The organism is Pseudomonas azadiae, assembly GCF_019145355.1.
Lineage (GTDB): Bacteria > Pseudomonadota > Gammaproteobacteria > Pseudomonadales > Pseudomonadaceae > Aquipseudomonas > Aquipseudomonas azadiae.
This window is the reverse complement of record NZ_JAHSTY010000001.1, coordinates 2,606,436-2,625,655: the sequence shown is the minus strand read 5'-3', so window position 1 is coordinate 2,625,655 and position 19,220 is coordinate 2,606,436. Positions and strand designations below refer to the sequence as shown.

The following is a 19,220-nucleotide window of genomic DNA, read 5'->3' as shown; positions in this document are numbered from 1 at the left end:
TCTCGCGACGAAGATTGTACGAATTGAAGGCAAAAAAATGCCGCTTGCAAAAGCGGCATTTTTCGTGGGCCCAGTGCTATTCAGTGACTGCGTTTTTCGCCAGGATGGCGTTGGCCAGTTCCATGTCCGTGGCCTGCAGGCCAGGGTTGTCGGCGCGCACTTTCTGCATCGCAGCTTCAAGGTACGGGCCACGGATGCCGCCATCGCTGGCGACAAAGCTGCCGGCGTCGTCTTGTGCGGCGACCACCAGCTTGTGGTCCTTGAAGGTCAGGTACGTCGAGCCAGTGGTGGCGCCCGACGAGATGACATTGCGCCAGAAACTGTCGGCCATGGCTGAGCCGACAGGGAGGGAAAGCACAGCAAGGGTTGCGACAGCATATTTGAGACGCATGATGGGTGACTCCGGGTGGGTTATCTGTACTTTATGATTGTAGATAGCTCAGGCGAGTTCCATCACTGACTAAACAGTTTCAACCTTTAACACGACGCCTTCCTGGCTAATCACCCGTACTTGAGCCCCTACGGGGCTGTCCGGGCCGGTCACCATCCACACACCATCGCCGACCTTGACCTTACCCCGGCCGTCCACAATCGCCTGATGCACCACGAACGTTCGGCCGATAAGTTCCGAGCCCCGCTCGTTCAGCCCCGGCTGGTCACTGGCCTTGGCGCTGCTGCGCTGGCGCTTCCACCAATACACCGCTGTGACGATCGACAACACGGCAAACAGCAGTAATTGCCACTCCAGCCCCAGGGGCGGTACCAGAAACTTGATCACGCCCACGGCCGCCGCTGCGATACCCATCCACAGCAGGTAGCCACCGGCGCCGAATACTTCCAGTATCAGCAGTACCGTGCCCAGCGCGAGCCAATCCCAAAACGAAAGATGCTGCAGGAAATCCCACATGGCGCTGGCCTCAGCCTTTCTTGTTGTCGAACGTTGCCTTGACAATCTCGCCGATACCGCCGACAGCACCGATCACCTGGCTGGCCTCCAGCGGCATCAGGATGACCTTGCTGTTGTTGGCCGATGCCAGCTTGCCCAGGGCGTCGATGTATTTTTGCGCGACGAAGTAGTTGATGGCCTGCACGTTACCGGTGGCGATCGCTTCGGAAACCACTTGGGTCGCTCGAGCCTCGGCTTCAGCCTGACGCTCGCGGGCTTCAGACTCCAGGAACGCCGCTTGGCGCCCACCTTCGGCCTCAAGAATCTGTGCTTGCTTCTTGCCTTCAGCGGTCAGGATCGCCGACGCCCGCAGGCCCTCGGCCTCCAGGATCTGCGCACGTTTGATCCGCTCGGCTTTCATCTGGCCGGACATGGCGGCCATCAGGTCGGCGGGCGGGCTGATGTCCTTGATCTCGATGCGGGTGATCTTGATACCCCAAGGCGCGGTGGCTTCGTCCACGGTCCTCAGCAGCTTTTCGTTGATACCGTCACGTTGGCTGAGCATGGCATCCAGCTCCATGGAACCGAGCACGGTACGGATATTAGTTTGCAGCAGATTGCGGATGGCATGCTCGAGGTTGTTGACCTCGTAGGCGGCCTGGGCCGTATTGACTACCTGGAAGAAGCACACGGCATCGATCTGCACGGTGGCGTTGTCGGCGGTGATGACTTCCTGGGGCGGGATATCCAGCACGCTTTCCATCACGTTGATCTTTCGACCGATACGGTCCATGACCGGAATGATGATGTTCAGGCCGGGCTTGAGGGTATTGGTGTAACGACCGAAGCGCTCGACCGTCCATTGGTAGCCCTGTGGGACGACCTTGAAACCCATGAAGAGGATGGCGATGGCCAAGCCCACGAAAAGAAGCAGTACGGTTCCGATCTGCATAGCGATTCCCTATCTGAAAGTGTCAGTGAAACGATGTTCGACCGATTGTAACGGCGTTGCCACCGATAAGAACGTTTTCACCGAGTAACAAATAAAGGATTTGTTACTGAATCCCCAGGGGTCACCCGCAACACTTCCGCCATCGTGGTCAGCCCGGCTTCTACTTTTTGCACCCCGGCCACGCGCAGGCTGCACATGCCTTGAGCCACCGCCGCCTGGCGCAGGGCCTGCACGTCGGCGCCGGGCGTGATCAGCGCTTTGAGCGCTTCGTTCAACACCATGATTTCGTAAACCCCGGCTCGCCCCCGATAACCACTGTTTCGGCATTCAACGCACCCGACAGCTTCATGGGCCTCACCCCGCGCGCGCTTGCAGTGCGGGCACAGCACCCGCACCAACCGCTGCGCCATGACGCCCAGTAACGTGGCCTTGATTAAATAATCAGCAATGCCCAGCTCCTGCAAGCGGCTGATGGCGCTGGGTGCATCGTTGGTGTGCAGGGTCGACAGCACCAGGTGCCCGGTCAATGCAGCCTGAATCGCCATTTCGGCGGTCTCCTGGTCGCGGATCTCGCCGATCATGATGATGTCCGGGTCCTGGCGCAGCAGGGCGCGGATGCCGCTGGCAAAGTTCAGGTCGATGTTGTGCTGCACCTGCATCTGGTTGAATGCCGGCTCGACCATCTCGATCGGGTCTTCCACCGTGCACAGGTTGACCTCCCTGGTCGCCAGTTGCCTGAGCGTGGTGTAGAGCGTGCTGGTCTTGCCGGAGCCGGTCGGGCCGGTGACCAGGATGATGCCGTTGGCCTGGCCTGTCATGGCGTGCCAACGTTGTTGGTCGTCAACGGACAGGCCCAACTGGTCAAAGCCCTTGAGCAGCACCTGCGGGTCGAAAATCCGCATCACCAGTTTTTCGCCGAATGCAGTGGGCAAGGTGGAAAGGCGCAGCTCAACCTCCGCTCCCGCCGGGCTTTTGGTCTTGACCCGGCCATCCTGGGGCCTGCGTTTTTCCGCGACGTTCATGCGGCCCAGGCTTTTCAGGCGGCTGACCACTGCCATCGTGACCTGGGGCGGAAACTGATAGACGTCATGCAGCAGCCCGTCGATGCGAAAGCGCACACGGCCCTGTTCCCGGCACGGCTCAATGTGGATGTCACTGGCGCGCTGGGCGAAGGCGTATTGCAACAACCAGTCGACGATATTGACGATATGCGCGTCGTTGGCATCCGGCTCCTGGTCGCTGGCGCCGAGGTTGAGCAATTCGGCATTGCCAGGCGCCGCGACCTTTTGATCGGCACCGCTGACGCACTTTGCCAGTCGGTAAAACTCGCCGATACAGCGGTTTATGTCCTGGGGGTTGGCGACCACGCGCTTGATCGAGCGCTTGAGCACCTGCGCCAACCCGGCCTCCCAACAGGTGATGTGGGGCTGGGCGCTGGCGACGGTGACGGTGTGTGCATCCACCGCCACCGCCAGGATGGCGTGGCGTTGGGCGAATGCGTGGGACATCAACGGCACCACCGTTGCTACGTCGATCTTTAAAGGGTCGATACGCAGGTAGGGTTGCCCGGCCTGCCGGGCCAGCCATTCGGTCAGGGTTTCCAGGTCGGGCCCAAGGGCCGCGATGCGTTCCAGGGGATGCTGCGTGTTGCTGGCCGGCAGCGCCGACAAGCGCTGCGCGAGCTCGGGGGTAATGAGTTTCCCGTCGACCAGGGCCGGTAGCAGCTGATGCAGTTCCAATTGTTGACCAACGGGCATGAACGTTTTCCTGGAGGCTGTGGGCGTAAACCCAGGCTAGCCAACCCCTGAATATCCACCTCCGAGGGTGTATTGCAGGTTTTTACCGAGCAAGCGCCAACGCTGCTGGAGGCCCTGCGCAATCAGCTGGTCGCAGGTCCAACGCGCACACGCTGATCAGGTTTCGAATCTTTTCAGCGATCACCTGAGCACGGTGCCAGCTCAGGCCGTCCATCACGATGTCGATGTTCAGCAGGTCTGCTTCCCGATTCACCCTGACCTGCCGGTGTAGTGCTGGCAGGTCCAGCTTGTTGTGGCGAGCGGGCTTGTCCCGCGTTGGGCTGCGAAGCAGCCCCAGTAAGCAGAATGCGGTGTATCAGACATTCCGCAGAGGCTGGTTTTGGGGCTGCTACGCAGCCCAACGCGGGGCAAGCCCGCTCGCCACAGGTACAGTGTTCACTCTTAACTGACTTGCCCGCGATAGCGTGCTTACAGACGCAACAAGGTCTTCCAGGCACGGTTCTGATACACCGCGATCGCCTGGTGCATCCGCGCATCCAGCGACTCATCTGTGATGGGCTGGTTGGCCAGTTGCACCAACTTGTTCAGCTCGCCATACAAGCGGTCCAGTTCCGGAATGTCGACCACATGACGCGCGTGGTGCAGCCAAGCCTGGACGCGTTCGATGCGCGGCAGTTGCTCGGCCAAGTCTTCCGGTTGTTGCTGGTAGCGCGGCAGTTGCAGGGCGACAGCATCGTCGGCCAGCAGGCGCGGCAGCCAATTGGTGATTTGTGCAGCGCCCTGGCGGTTGCCGCGCACAGTGCGCTCGGCGGTCCAGGCACGGGCCAGCAGCCAGCGCGACGCGTTCAGCGAGAACAGGCCCCAGCGCACGTCGTCCAGCTCTTCGACAAACTGTTCCGGCGCGGCTTTGCGAATGTCTTCGTCGTCGTCACCGGCTTGTACCAGCGGGCGCCAGTCTTCGAGCAGGGCATCGAGGGCGCTGCGCAATTCGCTGGTGGATTGGCGCGGTGCGGCCTGGCCGAGGCTGCCGATCAGGGCGCGCAGCTCGCCGAGGGTGTCGACCCAGTCTTGCAGCAGGCGCCAGTGACCATTGAAACGGTATTGCTCGGCCAGGCGCTGGCTGCTGCCCAGCAGGTGCCACATGATCGCAGCGAAGGCGTCGTCCAGCGGCATCTCGGCGTGGATCTGCGGCGCCGGAAGGCTCAGCGAGTAGCTATCGGCGTCATACAGGCGATAGCCGCGCTCGGCCTTGCTGATATCGCAGGGCATCAGCGCCAGGGTCGCGGCCAGCTCGGCGGCCAGTTCCAGCAAGGCAGCCGGCTCGCCTTCGCGCAGTTCCAGTTCCAGCTCGCAGATTTCTTCTTTCTGCTTGCCGACCACCACGTGGCCCAGGTCCAGGGCGGCTTCGATCACGACCTTGGCCTTGCCACGGCCCCAAGCGATTTCGGCGCGTTCGCGCACAAAGTCGGTGGTGAAAATCGGCTTGAGAGTCTTTTTGTCCAGCTCGGCCAGTTGCTCGGGCCAGCATTCGCCGTCGAGTTTCTTCACATCGAGCTTGGCTTTGGGCAGTTCCCAGTTGTATTCGTTGCGTTCCGACAAGCCGGCGACGCTCTGGCCACGGGTCTTGAGGGTCTGGATGATATCGTCACCGTCCTTGCGCAGGCGCAGGGCGACTTTGGCCTGGGCCAGGTCGCGCTCGGGGGTGTCGAAATACTGGTTCATCAACTCACGGCGTTCCCAGCCACTTTTGTTGCGTTTTTTCAGTAGCGGGTGCTCACGCAGCGCGGCGAGTGTTTCGCGGCTGACGCGCAGCTTTATTTCGGTTTCTTTATGCATGGCCGGAAAATCCAGGATCGGGAGCGCAGCCGGGGAAAAGTGTGGCTGCCAAGGTCGTGCAGTGTACAGGACTGAGCCCGGCAACGCGCCGCAACGGTTTATTGTGGCGTGCAGATGGTTCTATAGTGGGCCTCATCCGGGAACTAGAGAGACCGCGCATGCCGTTACCGTCTATGCAAGAGCAGTTCGCCGCACTGATTGCCGCACCGTCGGTCAGTTGCACCCAAGCGTCTCTCGACCAGAGCAACCGCCCTGTCATCGATTTGCTCGCCGGTTGGTTGGGGGACCTGGGGTTCGCCATCGACATCCAGCAGGTCAGCCCCGGCAAGTTCAACCTGCTCGCCAGCTTCGGCAGTGGGCCCGGTGGGCTGGTGCTGGCCGGTCATAGCGATACCGTCCCCTACGACGCCGCACTGTGGAAGACTGATCCGCTCAAGCTGACGGAAGTCGACGGCCGCTGGGTAGGGCTGGGCAGCTGCGACATGAAGGGTTTTTTCGCATTGGCCATTGAAGCCGTGCTGCCGCTGCTGGACCAACCGTTCAAGCAGCCGCTGCTGATTCTCGCGACCTGCGATGAAGAAAGCTCCATGGCCGGCGCCCGCGCTTTGGCTGACGCTGGGCGCCCGCTGGGTCGCGCTGCTGTCATTGGCGAGCCGACCGGACTCAAGCCGATCCGCCTGCATAAAGGCATAATGATGGAGCGCATCGACATCCTCGGCCAGAGTGGCCATTCGTCGGATCCGCGCCTGGGCCACAGTGCCCTCGAAGCCATGCACGATGCCATCGGCGAACTGCGCGGCCTGCGCCTGGCCTGGCAGCGCGAGTACCGCAACCCGCAATTCAGCGTGCCACAGCCGACGCTCAATTTCGGCTGCATCCATGGTGGCGACAATCCCAACCGCATCTGCGGCCAGTGCTCCCTTGAGTTCGACCTGCGCCCCTTGCCGGGCATGGACCCCGAGGTGCTGCGCGCGGCCATCCGGCAGAAGCTCGTGCCCTTGGCCGAACGCCATCAGGTCAAGATTGACTACGCGCCGTTGTTCCCCGAAGTGCCGCCGTTCGAGCAAGCCGAAGATGCCGAGCTGGTGCGGGTGGCGGAACATTTGACCGGCCATCGTGCCGAAGCAGTAGCGTTCGGCACCGAAGCGCCTTATCTTCAGCGCCTTGGGTGTGAAACCCTGGTATTCGGCCCTGGCGACATTGCCTGCGCGCACCAGCCTGGCGAGTACCTCGAAATGTCACGCTTGACGCCTACAGTGCGTCTATTGCGGGAACTGATCGAACATTACTGCCTGAAACCTGCATAAATTAACCCCTGCCTGTTCGTACATAGAAGGAGAGTGAGCGTGTCGCCAAGCCTGTTCCGACGATAACCATCAGCCCGCCGTGCGCTTTCACGATTCATCCTTTTTCGGCTGCTTTTTATTACAGGCCCAGGTTCTATGCCCGACTACGTTAATTGGCTTCGTCACGCGTCCCCTTACATCAACGCCCACCGCGACTGCACCTTCGTCGTCATGCTGCCCGGCGACGGCGTGGAACACCCCAACTTCGGCAACATCGTCCACGACCTGGTGCTGCTCCACAGCCTCGGCGTGCGGCTGGTGCTGGTGCACGGTTCGCGCCCACAGATCGAAGTGCGCCTTGAGGCGCGTGGCCTCACCCCGACTTACCACGAAGGCATGCGCATCACCGATGCGGCGACGCTGGAGTGTGTGATCGACGCGGTCGGCCACTTGCGCGTCGCCATTGAGGCGCGCCTGTCGATGGACATGGCGTCGTCGCCGATGCAGGGCTCGCGCCTGCGGGTGACCAGCGGCAACTTCGTGACCGCACGGCCCATCGGCGTATTGGACGGAGTGGACTACCACCACACCGGCGAAGTGCGCCGGGTAGACCGTAAAGGCATCAACCGCCTGCTGGACGAGCGTTCCATCGTTTTGCTGTCACCGCTGGGCTACTCGCCCACGGGTGAAATCTTCAACCTGGCCTGCGAAGACGTCGCCACGCGCGCGGCCATCGACCTGGGCGCCGACAAATTGCTGCTGTTCGGCGCTGATCTTGGCCTGATCGACGAAAACGGTCGCCTGGTGCGCGAACTGCGCCCGCAACAAGTACCGGCACACCTGCAACGCCTGGGCAGCAATTATCAGGCTGAATTGCTCGACGCCGCCGCGCAGGCTTGCCGCGGTGGAGTAGGGCGCAGTCATATCGTCAGCTACGCCGAAGACGGCGCCTTGCTCACCGAGCTGTTTACCCGTGACGGCGGCGGCACGCTGGTGGCTCAGGAACAGTTCGAATTGGTGCGCGAAGCGGCGATCGAGGACGTGGGCGGCTTGCTCGACCTGATCAGCCCGCTGGAAGAGCAGGGCATCCTGGTGCGCCGCTCGCGAGAGGTGCTGGAGCGCGAGATCGAGCAATTCAGCGTGGTGGAGCGCGAAGGCATGATCATCGCGTGTGCGGCGCTGTATCAGATCGCCGATTCGGACGCGGGTGAGCTGGCGTGCCTGGCGGTGAACCCGGAATACCGGCACGGCGCCCGTGGCGACGTGTTGCTCGAACGTATCCAGACCCGTGCGCGGGCGCAGGGTTTGAAGACCTTGTTCGTGCTTACCACCCGCACCGCCCACTGGTTCCGGGAGCGCGGTTTTGAGCCGAGCAGTGTGGATCGCCTGCCATCGGCGCGGGCGTCGCTGTACAACTACCAGCGTAACTCGAAAATTTTCGAAAAGGCCCTCTAAGCCAAGCCCAGAGCTGGCTTGTGTGGGAGCTGGCTTGCCTCGGTTCAGCGTAAAAACCGAGGCGTCTGCATCGCAGGCAAGCCAGCTCCCACAGTGGATCGCTGCGCAGTCAAGCACTCAGCTGTTTCCAATCGCCTTCGCCGCGACGCCTTCAAGCGATCATGTGCTGGCGGTGCGTCAATGTGGCTGCCGTTATGCAGGATCAACCCTACAGAAGTATTGATCTGGGCCGATACGGTGAGCAGAACGAGGGGTAGATTCGGTTAGCCGCTACTGAAAACGGCCCCTTAGACATCAAAAGAAAGAATTAGTGACACAAAAACTGTAACAAATTGACGAGAGGATGTGCCATTGGCCATGATGGCGTCGCCTTTTTGATCGTGAGTGCCGTATGCAGCGGTACGCGCACCTGAACGATCTAAAATGGCCAACAAATACCCTTGAGGAAGTCGCTCATGAAGCGGTTGGTCTACCCTGACCTGTCCGTCTCGCGAGATCGCTTATTCCTGAATGGTATGAAAAAGAATGAAACAATTCTTTTTGGGTGTATGAAAAACTCATTACCCTGCAGGGACCAAATCAACTGTGGTTAGACGAAGGTAGTAGACACACAAGGTTACGATTGACTTGGCAGTCACTATCTGGCGCTAATCGCGCATCTGTGGATCGAGGGCGTCAGACCCGAGACCAAAGAAATACAAAAATTAGAAACGAGAGGAGCGGTACATGAATAAGTCCACCTTGGCTTTGGCTGTAGCTTTGGGCGCAATCGCCCAGCAAGCAGGCGCTGCCGGTTTTATCGAAGATAGCAAGGCAACACTGGGGCTGCGTAACTTCTACATCAACACCGATAACCGTGATGGCGCTCCTACTTCGAGCAGCCGTAGCAAGAACGCCGAATGGGGCCAAGGCTTCGACCTGCGTTTCATCTCGGGTTACACCCAGGGCACCGTTCAGTTCGGTGTGGACGCAATCGGCTTGTACGGTGTGCGTCTGGATTCCAGCCGTGCAGAACACGGTAACTACAGCGGCACCGCTTCTGGCGGCACCATGTTCCCAAGCGATGGCAACAAAGCCGTCCACGACTTCGCCAGCCTGGGCGTCACCGGCAAGGTGAAGATCTCGCAGACCGAACTGAAACTGGGCACTTTGCAGCCTAAGTTGCCAGTTATCGTCACCAACGATGGTCGTCTGCTGCCGCAAACCTTCCAAGGTGGCCAGATCACTACAAACGATATCAAGGATTTGACTCTGGTTGCCGGTCAGGTCGAGCACGCCAAGGGCCGTAACTCCAGTAACAACGAAGGCTTGTCGCTGGGCGGCGCCAATGGTAGCTCCAACTACCGCACAGGCTCGTTCGTAAACAAGTTTTACTACGCAGGCGGTGACTACAAAATCACCAAGGACCTGACTGCCCAGTACTACTACGGCAATCTGGAAGACTTCTACAAGCAACACTTCCTGGGGTTGACCCACAACTGGTCGATCGGTCCGGGCGTGCTGAAGTCTGATCTGCGCTACTTCAACAGTTCCGACGACGGTCTCAACGGTAACACGCCTGCTTACTACACCAACGGTAACTACAACGGCTTCAACGCTGGCAAGGGCAAAGTCGACAATAACCTGTACAGCGGTCTCTTCCTGTACACCGTTGCAGGTCACACCTTTGGTGGTGGTTACCAAGTCAGCAATGGCAGCAGCGACTTCCCATGGTTGAACCAGGGTGACGGTTCGTCGGCTTACCTGACTACCGACATGCAGATCCAGAAGTTCGCCCGTGCCGGCGAGCGTACTTGGCAAGCTCGCTACGCTTATGACTTCGCCAAGGTTGGCGTACCTGGCCTGACTGCTGGTGTCGTCTACCTCAAAGGTAGCGACATCGATACCATCGCCAACAATGCCGGGCGTGCCGAAACCACCGGCCAATCCGAGTGGGAACGTGACATCACCGTTGCCTACGTGATCCCGGAAGGCCCGCTGAAAAACCTGGGCGTTGCCTGGAAAAATGCTATGTGGCGCACCGACCTGGCGAATACTCGTTCCCAGGACGAAAACCGCCTGATCGTCAGCTACTCGCTGCCACTGTTCTAGTAGCATGAAGCTGTTGTAAGCCATAAAACCCTGCCCGGCGTCACGCCGGGCAGGGTGTCTTGCTTTTCAAGTCGGGCTCAACCCCCGCAAGCCCTTCCTGAACCCCTCTGTTTGCAGCGTCTCAAGGCCTTCTCAAACCTTGAAACCGATGTTGCTCCTCGCCTGTATCCGCGTCCAATGAACAGATTTTTAATATTCCTTTATCGTCTGGATAAAGCGATATTCATTCTTTTTAAATAATCCACACTTCATGCACAGTGGCCTCCATAAGCACTCACCAGGAGCCACACCATGAGCCTAAGACTGGGCGATATCGCCCCCGACTTCGAACAGGATTCCAGCGCCGGCAAGATTCGTTTCCACGAATGGCTGGGCGATAGCTGGGGTGTGTTGTTTTCCCACCCGGCGGACTTCACCCCGGTGTGCACTACTGAGCTTGGCTTCACCGCCAAGCTCAAGGACGAGTTCGCCAAGCGTGGCGTCAAGGCCATCGCGCTGTCAGTCGACCCCGTGGACTCGCACCACAAGTGGATCGAAGACATCAACGAAACCCAGCATACCGTGGTCAACTTCCCGATCCTGGCAGACGCCGACCGCAAGGTGTCCGACCTGTACGACCTGATCCACCCGAACGCCAGTGACACCCTCACCGTACGCTCCCTGTTCGTGATCGACCCGAACAAAAAGATCCGGCTGACCATCACCTATCCGGCCAGCACCGGCCGCAACTTCCACGAGATCCTGCGGGTGATCGACTCGTTGCAGTTGACCGACAACCACAAGGTCGCCACCCCCGCCAACTGGCAGGACGGCGATGAGGTAGTGATCGTGCCATCGCTCAAGGACGAGGAAGAGATCAAGCGACGCTTTCCGAAGGGGTATCGCGCCGTGAAGCCGTACCTGCGCCTCACCCCCCAACCTAATCATTGACACAGAACCCCCTGTGGGAGCGGGCTTGCTCGCGAATGCGGTGGGTCAGTCGATACAGGTGTGACTGACACCCCGCATTCGCGAGCAAGCCCGCTCCCACAGGTTTAACCGCATTTCAAAACTCACATAGCAGGGGTTTTCAGGCCGTTCCGACGGCCTTTTTTTTCGCCCGCTGGTTCATAAAACACATATGTATTTAAAGAATAACTAAATGAATAAATAAGATTTATAGATATATAAATCTGCTGATATGGTCTGTTCCATCTTGGCGCCATCGCCACACAGCGAACCGCCGACACCCGCTCAAGGAATTCCTGCATGTTGGTCGTAACACTTGGAGGCAGTCCCAGTCAGCGTTCCCGCTCCGGGGTGCTGTTGGATAAAACCCGTCAGTGGTTGCAAGACAAAGGCGTAGAAGTGGTGAGTTACCAGATACGCGACTTTCCAGCTGAAGACCTGCTGCACGCGCGCTTCGACAGCCCCAAGGTCGTCGACCTGCTGCAACAGGTGGCGAACGCCGACGGCCTGGTGATCGCCACGCCGGTGTACAAGGCTTCGTTTTCCGGCGCACTGAAGACCGTGCTCGACCTGCTGCCCGAACGCGCGCTGGCCCACAAGATCGTGTTGCCGATGGCGACCGGCGGCAGCATCGCCCACATGCTGGCGGTGGACTACGCCTTGAAGCCGGTGCTGTCGGCGCTGAAAGCCCAGGAGTTGCTCCACGGTATTTTTGCCGAAGACAGCCAGATCGCCTATGGCGAAGGCAGTGTCCAAGCGCAGTTGGTCCCGGTGCTCGAGCAGCGTTTGCACGAGGCATTGGAAACGCTCTACAGCGCCATGGCCCGCCGCCCGCAACCGCTGGACCCGAATGCGTTGAATGACCGTTTATTGACTGCTCGCTGGAGCATTTAAGTCTTACCCGAAACCTGGAAAAACCCTCACCTTACTCAGCCGCCAACGGCCAAGCAGGTGCAGCCAAAACCCTCATCGCATTTTTGGAGAGAGCGCCATGCGCACTGTCATCTTGCGTCGTGGTCTGGTCGCACTGTTTGCTGCGGCTGTGTCCTTCGGCGTCATTGTTCAAGCTCAAGCGGCCGAGACCTTGCGTATCGGTTATCAGAAGTACGGCACGCTGGTGCTGCTCAAGGCCAAGGGCACCCTGGAAAAACGCCTGGCCGCCCAGGGCGTGAACGTGCAATGGACCGAGTTTCCTGGCGGCCCGCAATTGCTCGAAGGCCTGAACGTCGGATCCATCGACTTTGGCGTGACCGGCGAAACGCCGCCGGTCTTCGCCCAGGCGGCCGGTGCCGACCTGCTCTACGTCGCCTACGAGCCACCCGCGCCCACCAGCGAGGCGATCCTGGTGCCCAAGGATTCGCCGATCAAGTCCGTGGCCGAGCTCAAGGGCAAGAAAGTCGTGCTCAACAAAGGCTCCAACGTCCACTACCTGCTGGTGCGTGCGCTGGAAGACGCCGGCCTCAAATACACCGATGTGCACACCGTGTTCCTGCCGCCCGCCGATGCGCGTGCCGCGTTCGAGCGTGGCAGCGTTGACGCCTGGGTGATCTGGGACCCGTACCAGGCTGCCGCCGAGAAACAACTGCAAGCGCGCACCCTGCGCGATGGCACGGGCATCGCCGATAACCATCAGTTCTACCTGGCAACCAAGCCCTATGCAGAGCAGCACCCTGAAATCATCGCGGCGCTGGTGGAAGAAGTGCGCGCCGTGGGCGAATGGGCCAAGGCCAACCCTGAACAAGTCACCGCGCAGGTAGCGCCACTGCTGGGGCTGCCCGCCGATGTCACCTTGACCTCAATGAAGCGCCAAGGCTTCGGTGCGGTGTTCCTGACTCCGGAAGTGGTCGCGGCCCAGCAGAAAATCGCCGACACCTTCTACCAACTCAAATTGATCCCCAAGCCCTTGAACATCAAGGACGTGATCTGGACACCGCCCGCCGCTGCCGTGGCTAAAGCGCCGTAATCCGACTTTTTCAGGAGACAACTCCATGAGCCTCAATATTTTCTGGTTCCTGCCTACTCACGGCGACGGCCATTACCTCGGCACCGCCGAAGGCGCTCGCGCCGTCGATCACGGTTACCTGCAGCAAGTGGCCCAGGCTGCCGACCGCCTGGGCTTCGGCGGGGTGCTGATCCCCACCGGGCGCTCCTGCGAAGACTCGTGGCTGGTCGCGGCGTCGCTGATCCCGGTGACCCAGCGTTTGAAATTCCTCGTCGCGCTGCGCCCCGGGATCATTTCCCCGACGGTGGCCGCGCGCCAGGCCGCGACCCTGGACCGGTTGTCCGGCGGCCGTGCGCTGTTCAACCTGGTCACTGGCGGCGACCCGGAAGAGCTGGCCGGCGACGGTTTGTTCCTCAACCATGAAGAGCGCTACCAGGCCTCGGTGGAGTTCACCCGCATCTGGCGCCGCGTGCTCGAAGGCGAAACCGTGGACTACGACGGCGAGCACATCAGCGTCAAAGGCGCCAAGCTGCTCTACCCGCCGATCCAGCAGCCTCGTCCGCCGCTGTACTTCGGCGGTTCTTCCGAAGCGGCGCAGGACCTGGCGGCCGAGCAGGTTGAGATGGTGCTGACGTGGGGCGAGCCACCGGCCGCCGTCGCGGAAAAAATCGCCCAGGTACGGGCCAAGGCCGCGAAGCTTGGGCGCACCGTGCGCTTCGGTATTCGCCTGCATGTGATCGTGCGCGAAACCAACGCCGAAGCCTGGCAGGCCGCCGACAAACTGATTTCCCATGTGGACGATGAGACCATCGCCCGCGCCCAGGCCTCGCTGTCGCGCTTTGACTCGGTGGGCCAGCAACGCATGGCTGCCTTGCATGGTGGCAGTCGCGACAACCTCGAAGTCAGCCCCAACCTGTGGGCCGGTGTCGGCCTGGTACGCGGCGGTGCCGGTACCGCGCTGGTAGGCGATGGCCCAACCGTAGCGGCACGGGTCAATGAGTACGCGGCGTTGGGCATCGACACGTTTATTTTTTCCGGTTATCCACACCTGGAAGAGTCGTATCGAGTCGCCGAGCTGCTGTTTCCCCACCTGAATGTCGAACGTCCCGAGCTGCCAAAAGGCGCCGGATATGTGAGCCCGTTCGGTGAGATGGTGGCCAACGATATTCTTCCCAAAGCTGCGTCGCAGAGCTGAGGCAGCGCCATGAATATTGAAAAACTAAGCCACCGTGTGGCGCCCTGGGTTCTGCCGATTCTGCTGCTGGCGGTGTGGCAGCTGTCGGTGTCGGCGGGCTGGTTGTCGACACGCATCCTGCCGGCGCCCAGCGCGGTGATCGAAGCGGGCGTCAACCTGATAGCCAGCGGTGAGATCTGGATGCACCTGGCCATCAGTGGCTGGCGTGCGGGCCTGGGTTTTGTGATCGGCGGCAGCATTGGCCTGGCCCTGGGTTTTGTCACCGGCCTGTCAACGTGGGGCGAACGCCTGCTGGACAGCTCGGTGCAGATGATCCGTAACGTGCCGCACCTGGCGCTGATTCCCTTGGTGATCCTGTGGTTCGGCATTGACGAGACGGCGAAGATTTTCCTGGTCGCGCTCGGCACGCTGTTCCCGATTTACCTGAATACCTACCACGGCATCCGCAACGTCGACCCGGCGCTGGTGGAAATGTCGCGCAGTTATGGCTTGTCCGGCTTCAGCCTGTTCTGGCAGGTGATCCTGCCGGGCGCGCTGCCGTCGATCCTGGTAGGTGTGCGGTTTGCGCTGGGCTTCATGTGGCTGACGCTGATCGTGGCGGAAACCATCTCGGCCAGCTCGGGCATCGGTTACCTGGCGATGAACGCGCGTGAATTCCTGCAAACCGACGTGGTGGTGCTGGCCATCGTGATGTACGCCATCCTCGGCAAGCTCGCCGACCTGGCGGCTCGCGGCCTGGAACGGGTGTGGCTGCGCTGGCATCCGGCTTATCAGGGCAACAAAGGAGGCGCGGCATGACAGCTCAACAACCCCCGCGCCTGCTCAAGGGCATTCCCCTGGCGGTACGCAAACTGCGCAAGGCCTTTGGCGCGCGCGAAGTGCTCAAGGACATCGACCTGCACATTCCTGCCGGTCAGTTCGTGGCGGTGGTCGGTCGCAGCGGCTGCGGCAAAAGTACTTTGCTGCGCCTGCTGGCCGGCCTGGACAAAGCCAGCGGCGGTGAGCTGTTGGCCGGTTCCGCGCCACTGGCCGAGGCGATCGCGGATACGCGGTTGATGTTCCAGGAGGCGCGCCTGCTGCCGTGGAAAAAGATCATCGATAACGTCGGCCTGGGCCTTAAAGACAACTGGCGGCCTAAAGCCCTGCAAGCCCTGGAAGCGGTCGGCCTGGCCGAGCGGGCCAATGAATGGCCGGCGGCGCTGTCCGGTGGGCAGAAGCAACGCGTGGCCCTGGCGCGTGCGTTGATCCACCAACCGCGCCTGCTGTTGCTCGATGAGCCGTTGGGCGCGCTGGATGCCCTGACCCGTATCGAGATGCAGCAACTGATCGAAAACCTCTGGCGCAAGCACGGCTTCACCGTGTTGCTGGTGACCCACGACGTCAGCGAAGCGGTGGCCATTGCCGATCGGGTGATCCTGATCGAAGACGGCGAAGTCGGCCTCGACCTGATCGTCGACCTGCCACGTCCACGGGCCCGCGGCTCGCACCGCCTGGCCGCGCTGGAAGCCGAAGTGCTCAACCGTGTGCTGTCTTTACCCGGCACGCCGCCGGAACCTGAACCTGTTTCACCGCTGCCGACGCAATTGCGTTGGGCTCAATAACTCACACAGGAAAAACACCATGACCATCAAAGCCATCAACGTACGCAACCAGTTCAAGGGCACCATCAAGGAAATCGTCGAAGGCGACGTGCTGTCGGAAATCGACGTGCAGACCGCGTCCGGCATCGTCACGTCCGTGATCACGACCCGCTCGGTCAGGGAGCTGGAACTGGTGATTGGCAGTGAGGTGATTGCGTTTGTGAAGTCCACCGAGGTGTCGATTGCCAAGTTGTGATTGGCGTTGCCCTTGAGGCCCTCATCGGGGGCAAGGCCTGGTGAAACTCGAAAGGTTGAAAAATCTCCCTGTAGTGAGCGGGCTTGCCCCGCGCTGGGCTGCGAAGCCGCCCCAAACCAGGCGGCTCGGTTCCATCTGGAACTCGGCGGTGTCTTTATTGGGGCTCGCAGCCCAGCGCGGGGCAAGCCCGCTCACTACAAAGATGTGTAGATACCTATGCTGCGAAGAGGCCAGTCCAGCCAGTACAAAACTCAGCGCTTAGGCAAATACGCCGGCAAATAAAGCCCCACATACGCATCAAACACCCGCATCCCTTCCTCCGCCATGCGCGGCGTGATCAGGCCATGCTGATGCACCGAGCGCGCATAGACACGGTCGCTCAATTCCAGCGCCAAGGCAAACACATCCACATCGCTCGGTAGCGTTGGCACTTCGAAGTGGCGGTTGAACACCTCCAGCATCAAATCCCCCAACTCCAGGTCATGCTGGCGGTCGGCCTGGGTCACCTCGGTGAGCCCGTGCTGGGCCAGGATCAACTGGCGCGCGGCGGCGTCCTGGTCGTAGATGACGAGCATGCGCTGCTCGACGATGCAGGACAGGTCGCGCCAGTGCTTGAGTGATTCATGATCGATGGGCGCCTGGATCGCGGCGCGGAAAGCGGCGTGTACGTCGGCGGTCAATGCTTCCAGGAGCGCCGGTACGCTGGCGAAAAAGTGATACACCGACGAGGGCGGAATCTGCGCCCGCTCGGCCACGCTGTAGATCGACAAACTCGCCACGCCTTCGGTGGCCAGCAAGGTGCGGGCCGCGTCGAGTATCGCGTCGATCCGCGCCTGGCTGCGGGCGCGGGGTTTGCGAGGGGCGGCGGGGCGGGTGGTCATGGAAGTCTCCTACAAGGCAGCGGGCATTGTATGAGCAGGAATCTGTGTTGTCTGCCAGGACGCCATCGCAGGCAAGCCAGCTCCCACATTGGATGTGTGAATGCATTCAAGTGTGGGAGCTGGCTTGCCTGCGATGAAGCCACTGCGGTCTACCGGAAGAAACCCATAAAAAAACGCCGCTGACCCAAGTCAGCGGCGTTCCTCTACTGCAGCAACCGCTTACACGGTATGCAGGTACCAGTTGTACTCAAGGTCGGAGATGGAGTGTTCGAACTCCTCCAGCTCACTTTCCTTACAGGCCACAAAGATATCGATGTATTTAGGATCGATGTACTTGGCCATCACTTCGCTGTCGTCCAGCTCACGCAGTGCATCACGCAGGTTGTTCGGCAGGCTTTGTTCGTTCTGCTCGTAGCTGTTGCCTTCCACCGGTGCGCCAGGTTCGATCTTGTTGGTCAGACCGTGGTGCACGCCTGCCAGGACCGAGGCCATCAGCAGGTAAGGGTTGGCATCGGCGCCGGCCACGCGGTGTTCGATACGTACGGCATCGGACGAGCCGGTCGGTACGCGAATCGCCACGGTGCGGTTGTCCAGGCCCCAGCACGGCGAGTTCGGCACGTAGAACTGTGCGCCGAAACGCCGGTAGGAGTTCACGTTGGGGCACAGGAACGCCATCTGGGCGGGCAGGGTCTCGAGCACACCGCCGATCGCGTGACGCAATGCGGCGTTCTGCTCGGGATCCTCGCTGGCAAAGATGTTCTTGCCGTCCTTGTCCAGAATGGAGATGTGTACGTGCAAACCGTTGCCTGCCTGGCCCGGGTAAGGCTTGGCCATGAAGGTGGTGTCCATCTCATGGTCGTAGGCGATGTTCTTGATCAGGCGCTTGAGCAGTACGGCGTAGTCGCAGGCCTTGATCGGGTCGGCCACGTGGTGCAGGTTCACTTCGAACTGCGCCGGGGCACTTTCCTTGACGATGGCGTCGGCCGGGATGCCTTGCTCCTTGGCACCTTCCAGAATGTCCTGGAGGCAGTCGACGTATTCGTCGAGGTCGTCGATCAGGTAGACCTGTGTCGAGTGAGGGCGTTTGCCCGAGATCGGCGAGCGCGGCGGTTGAGGGCGGCCGTTCACGTTTTCCTGGTCGATCAGGTAGAACTCGAGCTCGAAGGCAGCGCAGATGGTCAGGCCCATGTCGTCAAACTTGCTGACGACCTGGCGGAGCACTTCGCGCGGATCGGCGAAGAACGGTTCACCTTCCAGTTCGTGCATGGTCATCAGCAGTTGCGCGGTCGGGCGCTTTTGCCAGGGCTCATTGCACAGGGTGTCGGGGATTGGATAACAGATTCGGTCAGCATCACCGATGTCCAGGCCCAGGCCGGTGCTTTCCACCGTAGAGCCGTTGATATCCAGGGCAAATAAAGAGGCAGGCAGGTTAATGCCCTTCTCGTAAACCTTGTGGAGGCTGGTGCGTTCGATGCGCTTGCCGCGCACCACACCATTCATATCCGCAATTAGAAGGTCTACGTACAGAACCTCAGGATGATCCTTAAGGAACGCGTTCGCTTCGTTAAGCTGAACGGCACGCGGGGGTACCGACATGATGCAACACCTTTGTTGTTAAAAATATCAATCATTGATCTTTTCTGGTTTCAGTCAACCCGAACGGCATGCCGAAGTCAAGCAAGGGCTTTTTTGCCCTAAAAAAGCGCCATGAAGGCTCTTTTGGGGCTTTTTGGGGCGGTTTTTTGGGTTTGAAGGGCTTGGGACTCGCAGGCTTGAGCGGCCCGTGTTGTATTTTTTACGGGGGTGTTGTGTAAAAAAATGAACAAGGCTAAGCTCGATTCAAACCCATAACAGCAATAATACCGGGGTGCTTCATGTGTCTCCTGCCGCCATTTGGCGTCTTGGCCTGCTCCAGGCGGGCTGTGTCACCCGTTCAACCTTCCCGTGTAAATACCCGCGCACCGGCCAATATTCTTGACGCCCGGGCCGACCTCTTTTTTGCCTCCTCATTCTCCCCCGAACCGCTTGTGCCTGCCACGCTGCTCAAGATTACGCACAACTTTGGCGTGAGGAATGCAACGTTGCAGCAAATGGCAGGTAAGCTCCTACCCTGAACGAAAAACGACGCGGATGCTGCGTCAACCAACGCCTGGCC

General features: G+C 60.4%; 17 protein-coding genes and 1 pseudogene. 10 read left to right on the top strand and 8 right to left on the bottom strand.

From position 1 onward, the window contains the following. Positions 1–76 precede the first annotated feature (76 nt). The 6 genes and pseudogenes from KVG91_RS11990 to KVG91_RS11970 form a co-directional block, all read right to left on the bottom strand. On the bottom strand, positions 77–391 hold the full coding sequence (locus tag KVG91_RS11990; RefSeq protein WP_003176799.1) for a DUF2388 domain-containing protein: 315 nt from the start codon (positions 389–391) through the stop codon (positions 77–79). A 69-nt stretch (positions 392–460) separates the two neighbouring features. Then, a complete protein-coding gene (locus KVG91_RS11985) occupies positions 461–907 on the bottom strand; it encodes an NfeD family protein (RefSeq protein WP_169376970.1) in 447 nt (148 codons plus the stop codon). 10 nt (positions 908–917) lie between these two features. Next, entirely contained in the window at positions 918–1,838 is a 921-nt protein-coding gene (locus KVG91_RS11980) for an SPFH domain-containing protein (RefSeq protein ID WP_046381704.1), read from the bottom strand. A gap of 77 nt (positions 1,839–1,915) precedes the next feature. Then, a complete protein-coding gene (locus KVG91_RS11975) occupies positions 1,916–3,595 on the bottom strand; it encodes a GspE/PulE family protein (protein ID WP_169376969.1) in 1,680 nt (559 codons plus the stop codon). 82 nt (positions 3,596–3,677) lie between these two features. Beyond that, positions 3,678–3,860: pseudogene (locus KVG91_RS27550) on the bottom strand (hypothetical protein); the annotation flags it as partial. 203 nt (positions 3,861–4,063) lie between these two features. Then, entirely contained in the window at positions 4,064–5,431 is a 1,368-nt protein-coding gene (locus KVG91_RS11970) for a CYTH domain-containing protein (protein ID WP_169376968.1), read from the bottom strand. Positions 5,432–5,589: 158 nt separating this feature from the next. Between KVG91_RS11970 and argE the strand changes: the two genes are divergently transcribed. From argE to KVG91_RS11920, 10 genes are all read left to right on the top strand, one after another. Next, positions 5,590–6,738, top strand: coding sequence for an acetylornithine deacetylase (gene argE, locus KVG91_RS11965; protein ID WP_169376967.1), 1,149 nt, complete (start codon positions 5,590–5,592; stop codon positions 6,736–6,738). Positions 6,739–6,873: 135 nt separating this feature from the next. Next, positions 6,874–8,172 (top strand): amino-acid N-acetyltransferase, encoded by a 1,299-nt coding sequence (argA, locus tag KVG91_RS11960; RefSeq protein ID WP_169376966.1) that lies wholly within the window; start codon positions 6,874–6,876, stop codon positions 8,170–8,172. Positions 8,173–8,898: 726 nt separating this feature from the next. Next, entirely contained in the window at positions 8,899–10,263 is a 1,365-nt protein-coding gene (locus KVG91_RS11955; protein ID WP_169376965.1) for an OprD family porin, read from the top strand. 291 nt (positions 10,264–10,554) lie between these two features. Next, complete coding sequence (locus KVG91_RS11950) at positions 10,555–11,193, top strand: peroxiredoxin (protein WP_169376964.1); 639 nt, start codon at positions 10,555–10,557, stop codon at positions 11,191–11,193. Positions 11,194–11,511: 318 nt separating this feature from the next. Next, positions 11,512–12,105, top strand: a complete 594-nt coding sequence (gene ssuE / locus KVG91_RS11945) for an NADPH-dependent FMN reductase (protein ID WP_169376963.1) — start codon at positions 11,512–11,514, stop codon at positions 12,103–12,105. 97 nt (positions 12,106–12,202) lie between these two features. Further along, positions 12,203–13,174: a sulfonate ABC transporter substrate-binding protein gene (locus tag KVG91_RS11940; protein ID WP_169376962.1), complete on the top strand. Its 972-nt coding sequence runs from the start codon at positions 12,203–12,205 to the stop codon at positions 13,172–13,174. 25 nt (positions 13,175–13,199) lie between these two features. Further along, on the top strand, positions 13,200–14,348 hold the full coding sequence (gene ssuD, locus KVG91_RS11935) for an FMNH2-dependent alkanesulfonate monooxygenase (protein ID WP_169376961.1): 1,149 nt from the start codon (positions 13,200–13,202) through the stop codon (positions 14,346–14,348). Positions 14,349–14,357: 9 nt separating this feature from the next. Then, entirely contained in the window at positions 14,358–15,146 is a 789-nt protein-coding gene (ssuC, locus tag KVG91_RS11930; RefSeq protein WP_169376960.1) for an aliphatic sulfonate ABC transporter permease SsuC, read from the top strand. Further along, positions 15,143–15,949 carry an aliphatic sulfonates ABC transporter ATP-binding protein gene (gene ssuB / locus KVG91_RS11925; RefSeq protein WP_169376959.1) on the top strand — a complete coding sequence of 269 codons (807 nt, stop codon included), beginning with the start codon at positions 15,143–15,145 and terminating at the stop codon, positions 15,947–15,949. Before ssuC ends, ssuB begins: the two co-directional genes overlap by 4 nt. 19 nt (positions 15,950–15,968) lie before the next feature. After that, positions 15,969–16,184, top strand: a complete 216-nt coding sequence (locus tag KVG91_RS11920; RefSeq protein WP_169376958.1) for a TOBE domain-containing protein — start codon at positions 15,969–15,971, stop codon at positions 16,182–16,184. 251 nt (positions 16,185–16,435) lie between these two features. On the opposite strand, the gene KVG91_RS11915 is transcribed toward KVG91_RS11920, so the two are convergent. Then, positions 16,436–17,065 carry a TetR/AcrR family transcriptional regulator gene (locus KVG91_RS11915; protein WP_169376957.1) on the bottom strand — a complete coding sequence of 210 codons (630 nt, stop codon included), beginning with the start codon at positions 17,063–17,065 and terminating at the stop codon, positions 16,436–16,438. A gap of 219 nt (positions 17,066–17,284) precedes the next feature. After that, positions 17,285–18,661, bottom strand: a complete 1,377-nt coding sequence (locus KVG91_RS11910) for a glutamine synthetase family protein (RefSeq protein ID WP_003176781.1) — start codon at positions 18,659–18,661, stop codon at positions 17,285–17,287. Between the last annotated feature and the right edge of the window lie 559 nt (positions 18,662–19,220).

Excerpts from the sequence above, each read along its gene's own strand:
- KVG91_RS11990 (WP_003176799.1), bottom strand. The coding sequence starts at position 391 with ATGCGTCTCAAATATGCTGTCGCAACCCTTGCTGTGCTTTCCCTCCCT.
- KVG91_RS11985 (WP_169376970.1), bottom strand. The coding sequence starts at position 907 with ATGTGGGATTTCCTGCAGCATCTTTCGTTTTGGGATTGGCTCGCGCTG.
- KVG91_RS11980 (WP_046381704.1), bottom strand. The coding sequence starts at position 1,838 with ATGCAGATCGGAACCGTACTGCTTCTTTTCGTGGGCTTGGCCATCGCC.
- KVG91_RS11975 (WP_169376969.1), bottom strand. The coding sequence starts at position 3,595 with ATGCCCGTTGGTCAACAATTGGAACTGCATCAGCTGCTACCGGCCCTG.
- KVG91_RS11970 (WP_169376968.1), bottom strand. The coding sequence starts at position 5,431 with ATGCATAAAGAAACCGAAATAAAGCTGCGCGTCAGCCGCGAAACACTC.
- argE (WP_169376967.1), top strand. The coding sequence starts at position 5,590 with ATGCCGTTACCGTCTATGCAAGAGCAGTTCGCCGCACTGATTGCCGCA.
- argA (WP_169376966.1), top strand. The coding sequence starts at position 6,874 with ATGCCCGACTACGTTAATTGGCTTCGTCACGCGTCCCCTTACATCAAC.
- KVG91_RS11955 (WP_169376965.1), top strand. The coding sequence starts at position 8,899 with ATGAATAAGTCCACCTTGGCTTTGGCTGTAGCTTTGGGCGCAATCGCC.
- KVG91_RS11950 (WP_169376964.1), top strand. The coding sequence starts at position 10,555 with ATGAGCCTAAGACTGGGCGATATCGCCCCCGACTTCGAACAGGATTCC.
- ssuE (WP_169376963.1), top strand. The coding sequence starts at position 11,512 with ATGTTGGTCGTAACACTTGGAGGCAGTCCCAGTCAGCGTTCCCGCTCC.
- KVG91_RS11940 (WP_169376962.1), top strand. The coding sequence starts at position 12,203 with ATGCGCACTGTCATCTTGCGTCGTGGTCTGGTCGCACTGTTTGCTGCG.
- ssuD (WP_169376961.1), top strand. The coding sequence starts at position 13,200 with ATGAGCCTCAATATTTTCTGGTTCCTGCCTACTCACGGCGACGGCCAT.
- ssuC (WP_169376960.1), top strand. The coding sequence starts at position 14,358 with ATGAATATTGAAAAACTAAGCCACCGTGTGGCGCCCTGGGTTCTGCCG.
- ssuB (WP_169376959.1), top strand. The coding sequence starts at position 15,143 with ATGACAGCTCAACAACCCCCGCGCCTGCTCAAGGGCATTCCCCTGGCG.
- KVG91_RS11920 (WP_169376958.1), top strand. The coding sequence starts at position 15,969 with ATGACCATCAAAGCCATCAACGTACGCAACCAGTTCAAGGGCACCATC.
- KVG91_RS11915 (WP_169376957.1), bottom strand. The coding sequence starts at position 17,065 with ATGACCACCCGCCCCGCCGCCCCTCGCAAACCCCGCGCCCGCAGCCAG.
- KVG91_RS11910 (WP_003176781.1), bottom strand. The coding sequence starts at position 18,661 with ATGTCGGTACCCCCGCGTGCCGTTCAGCTTAACGAAGCGAACGCGTTC.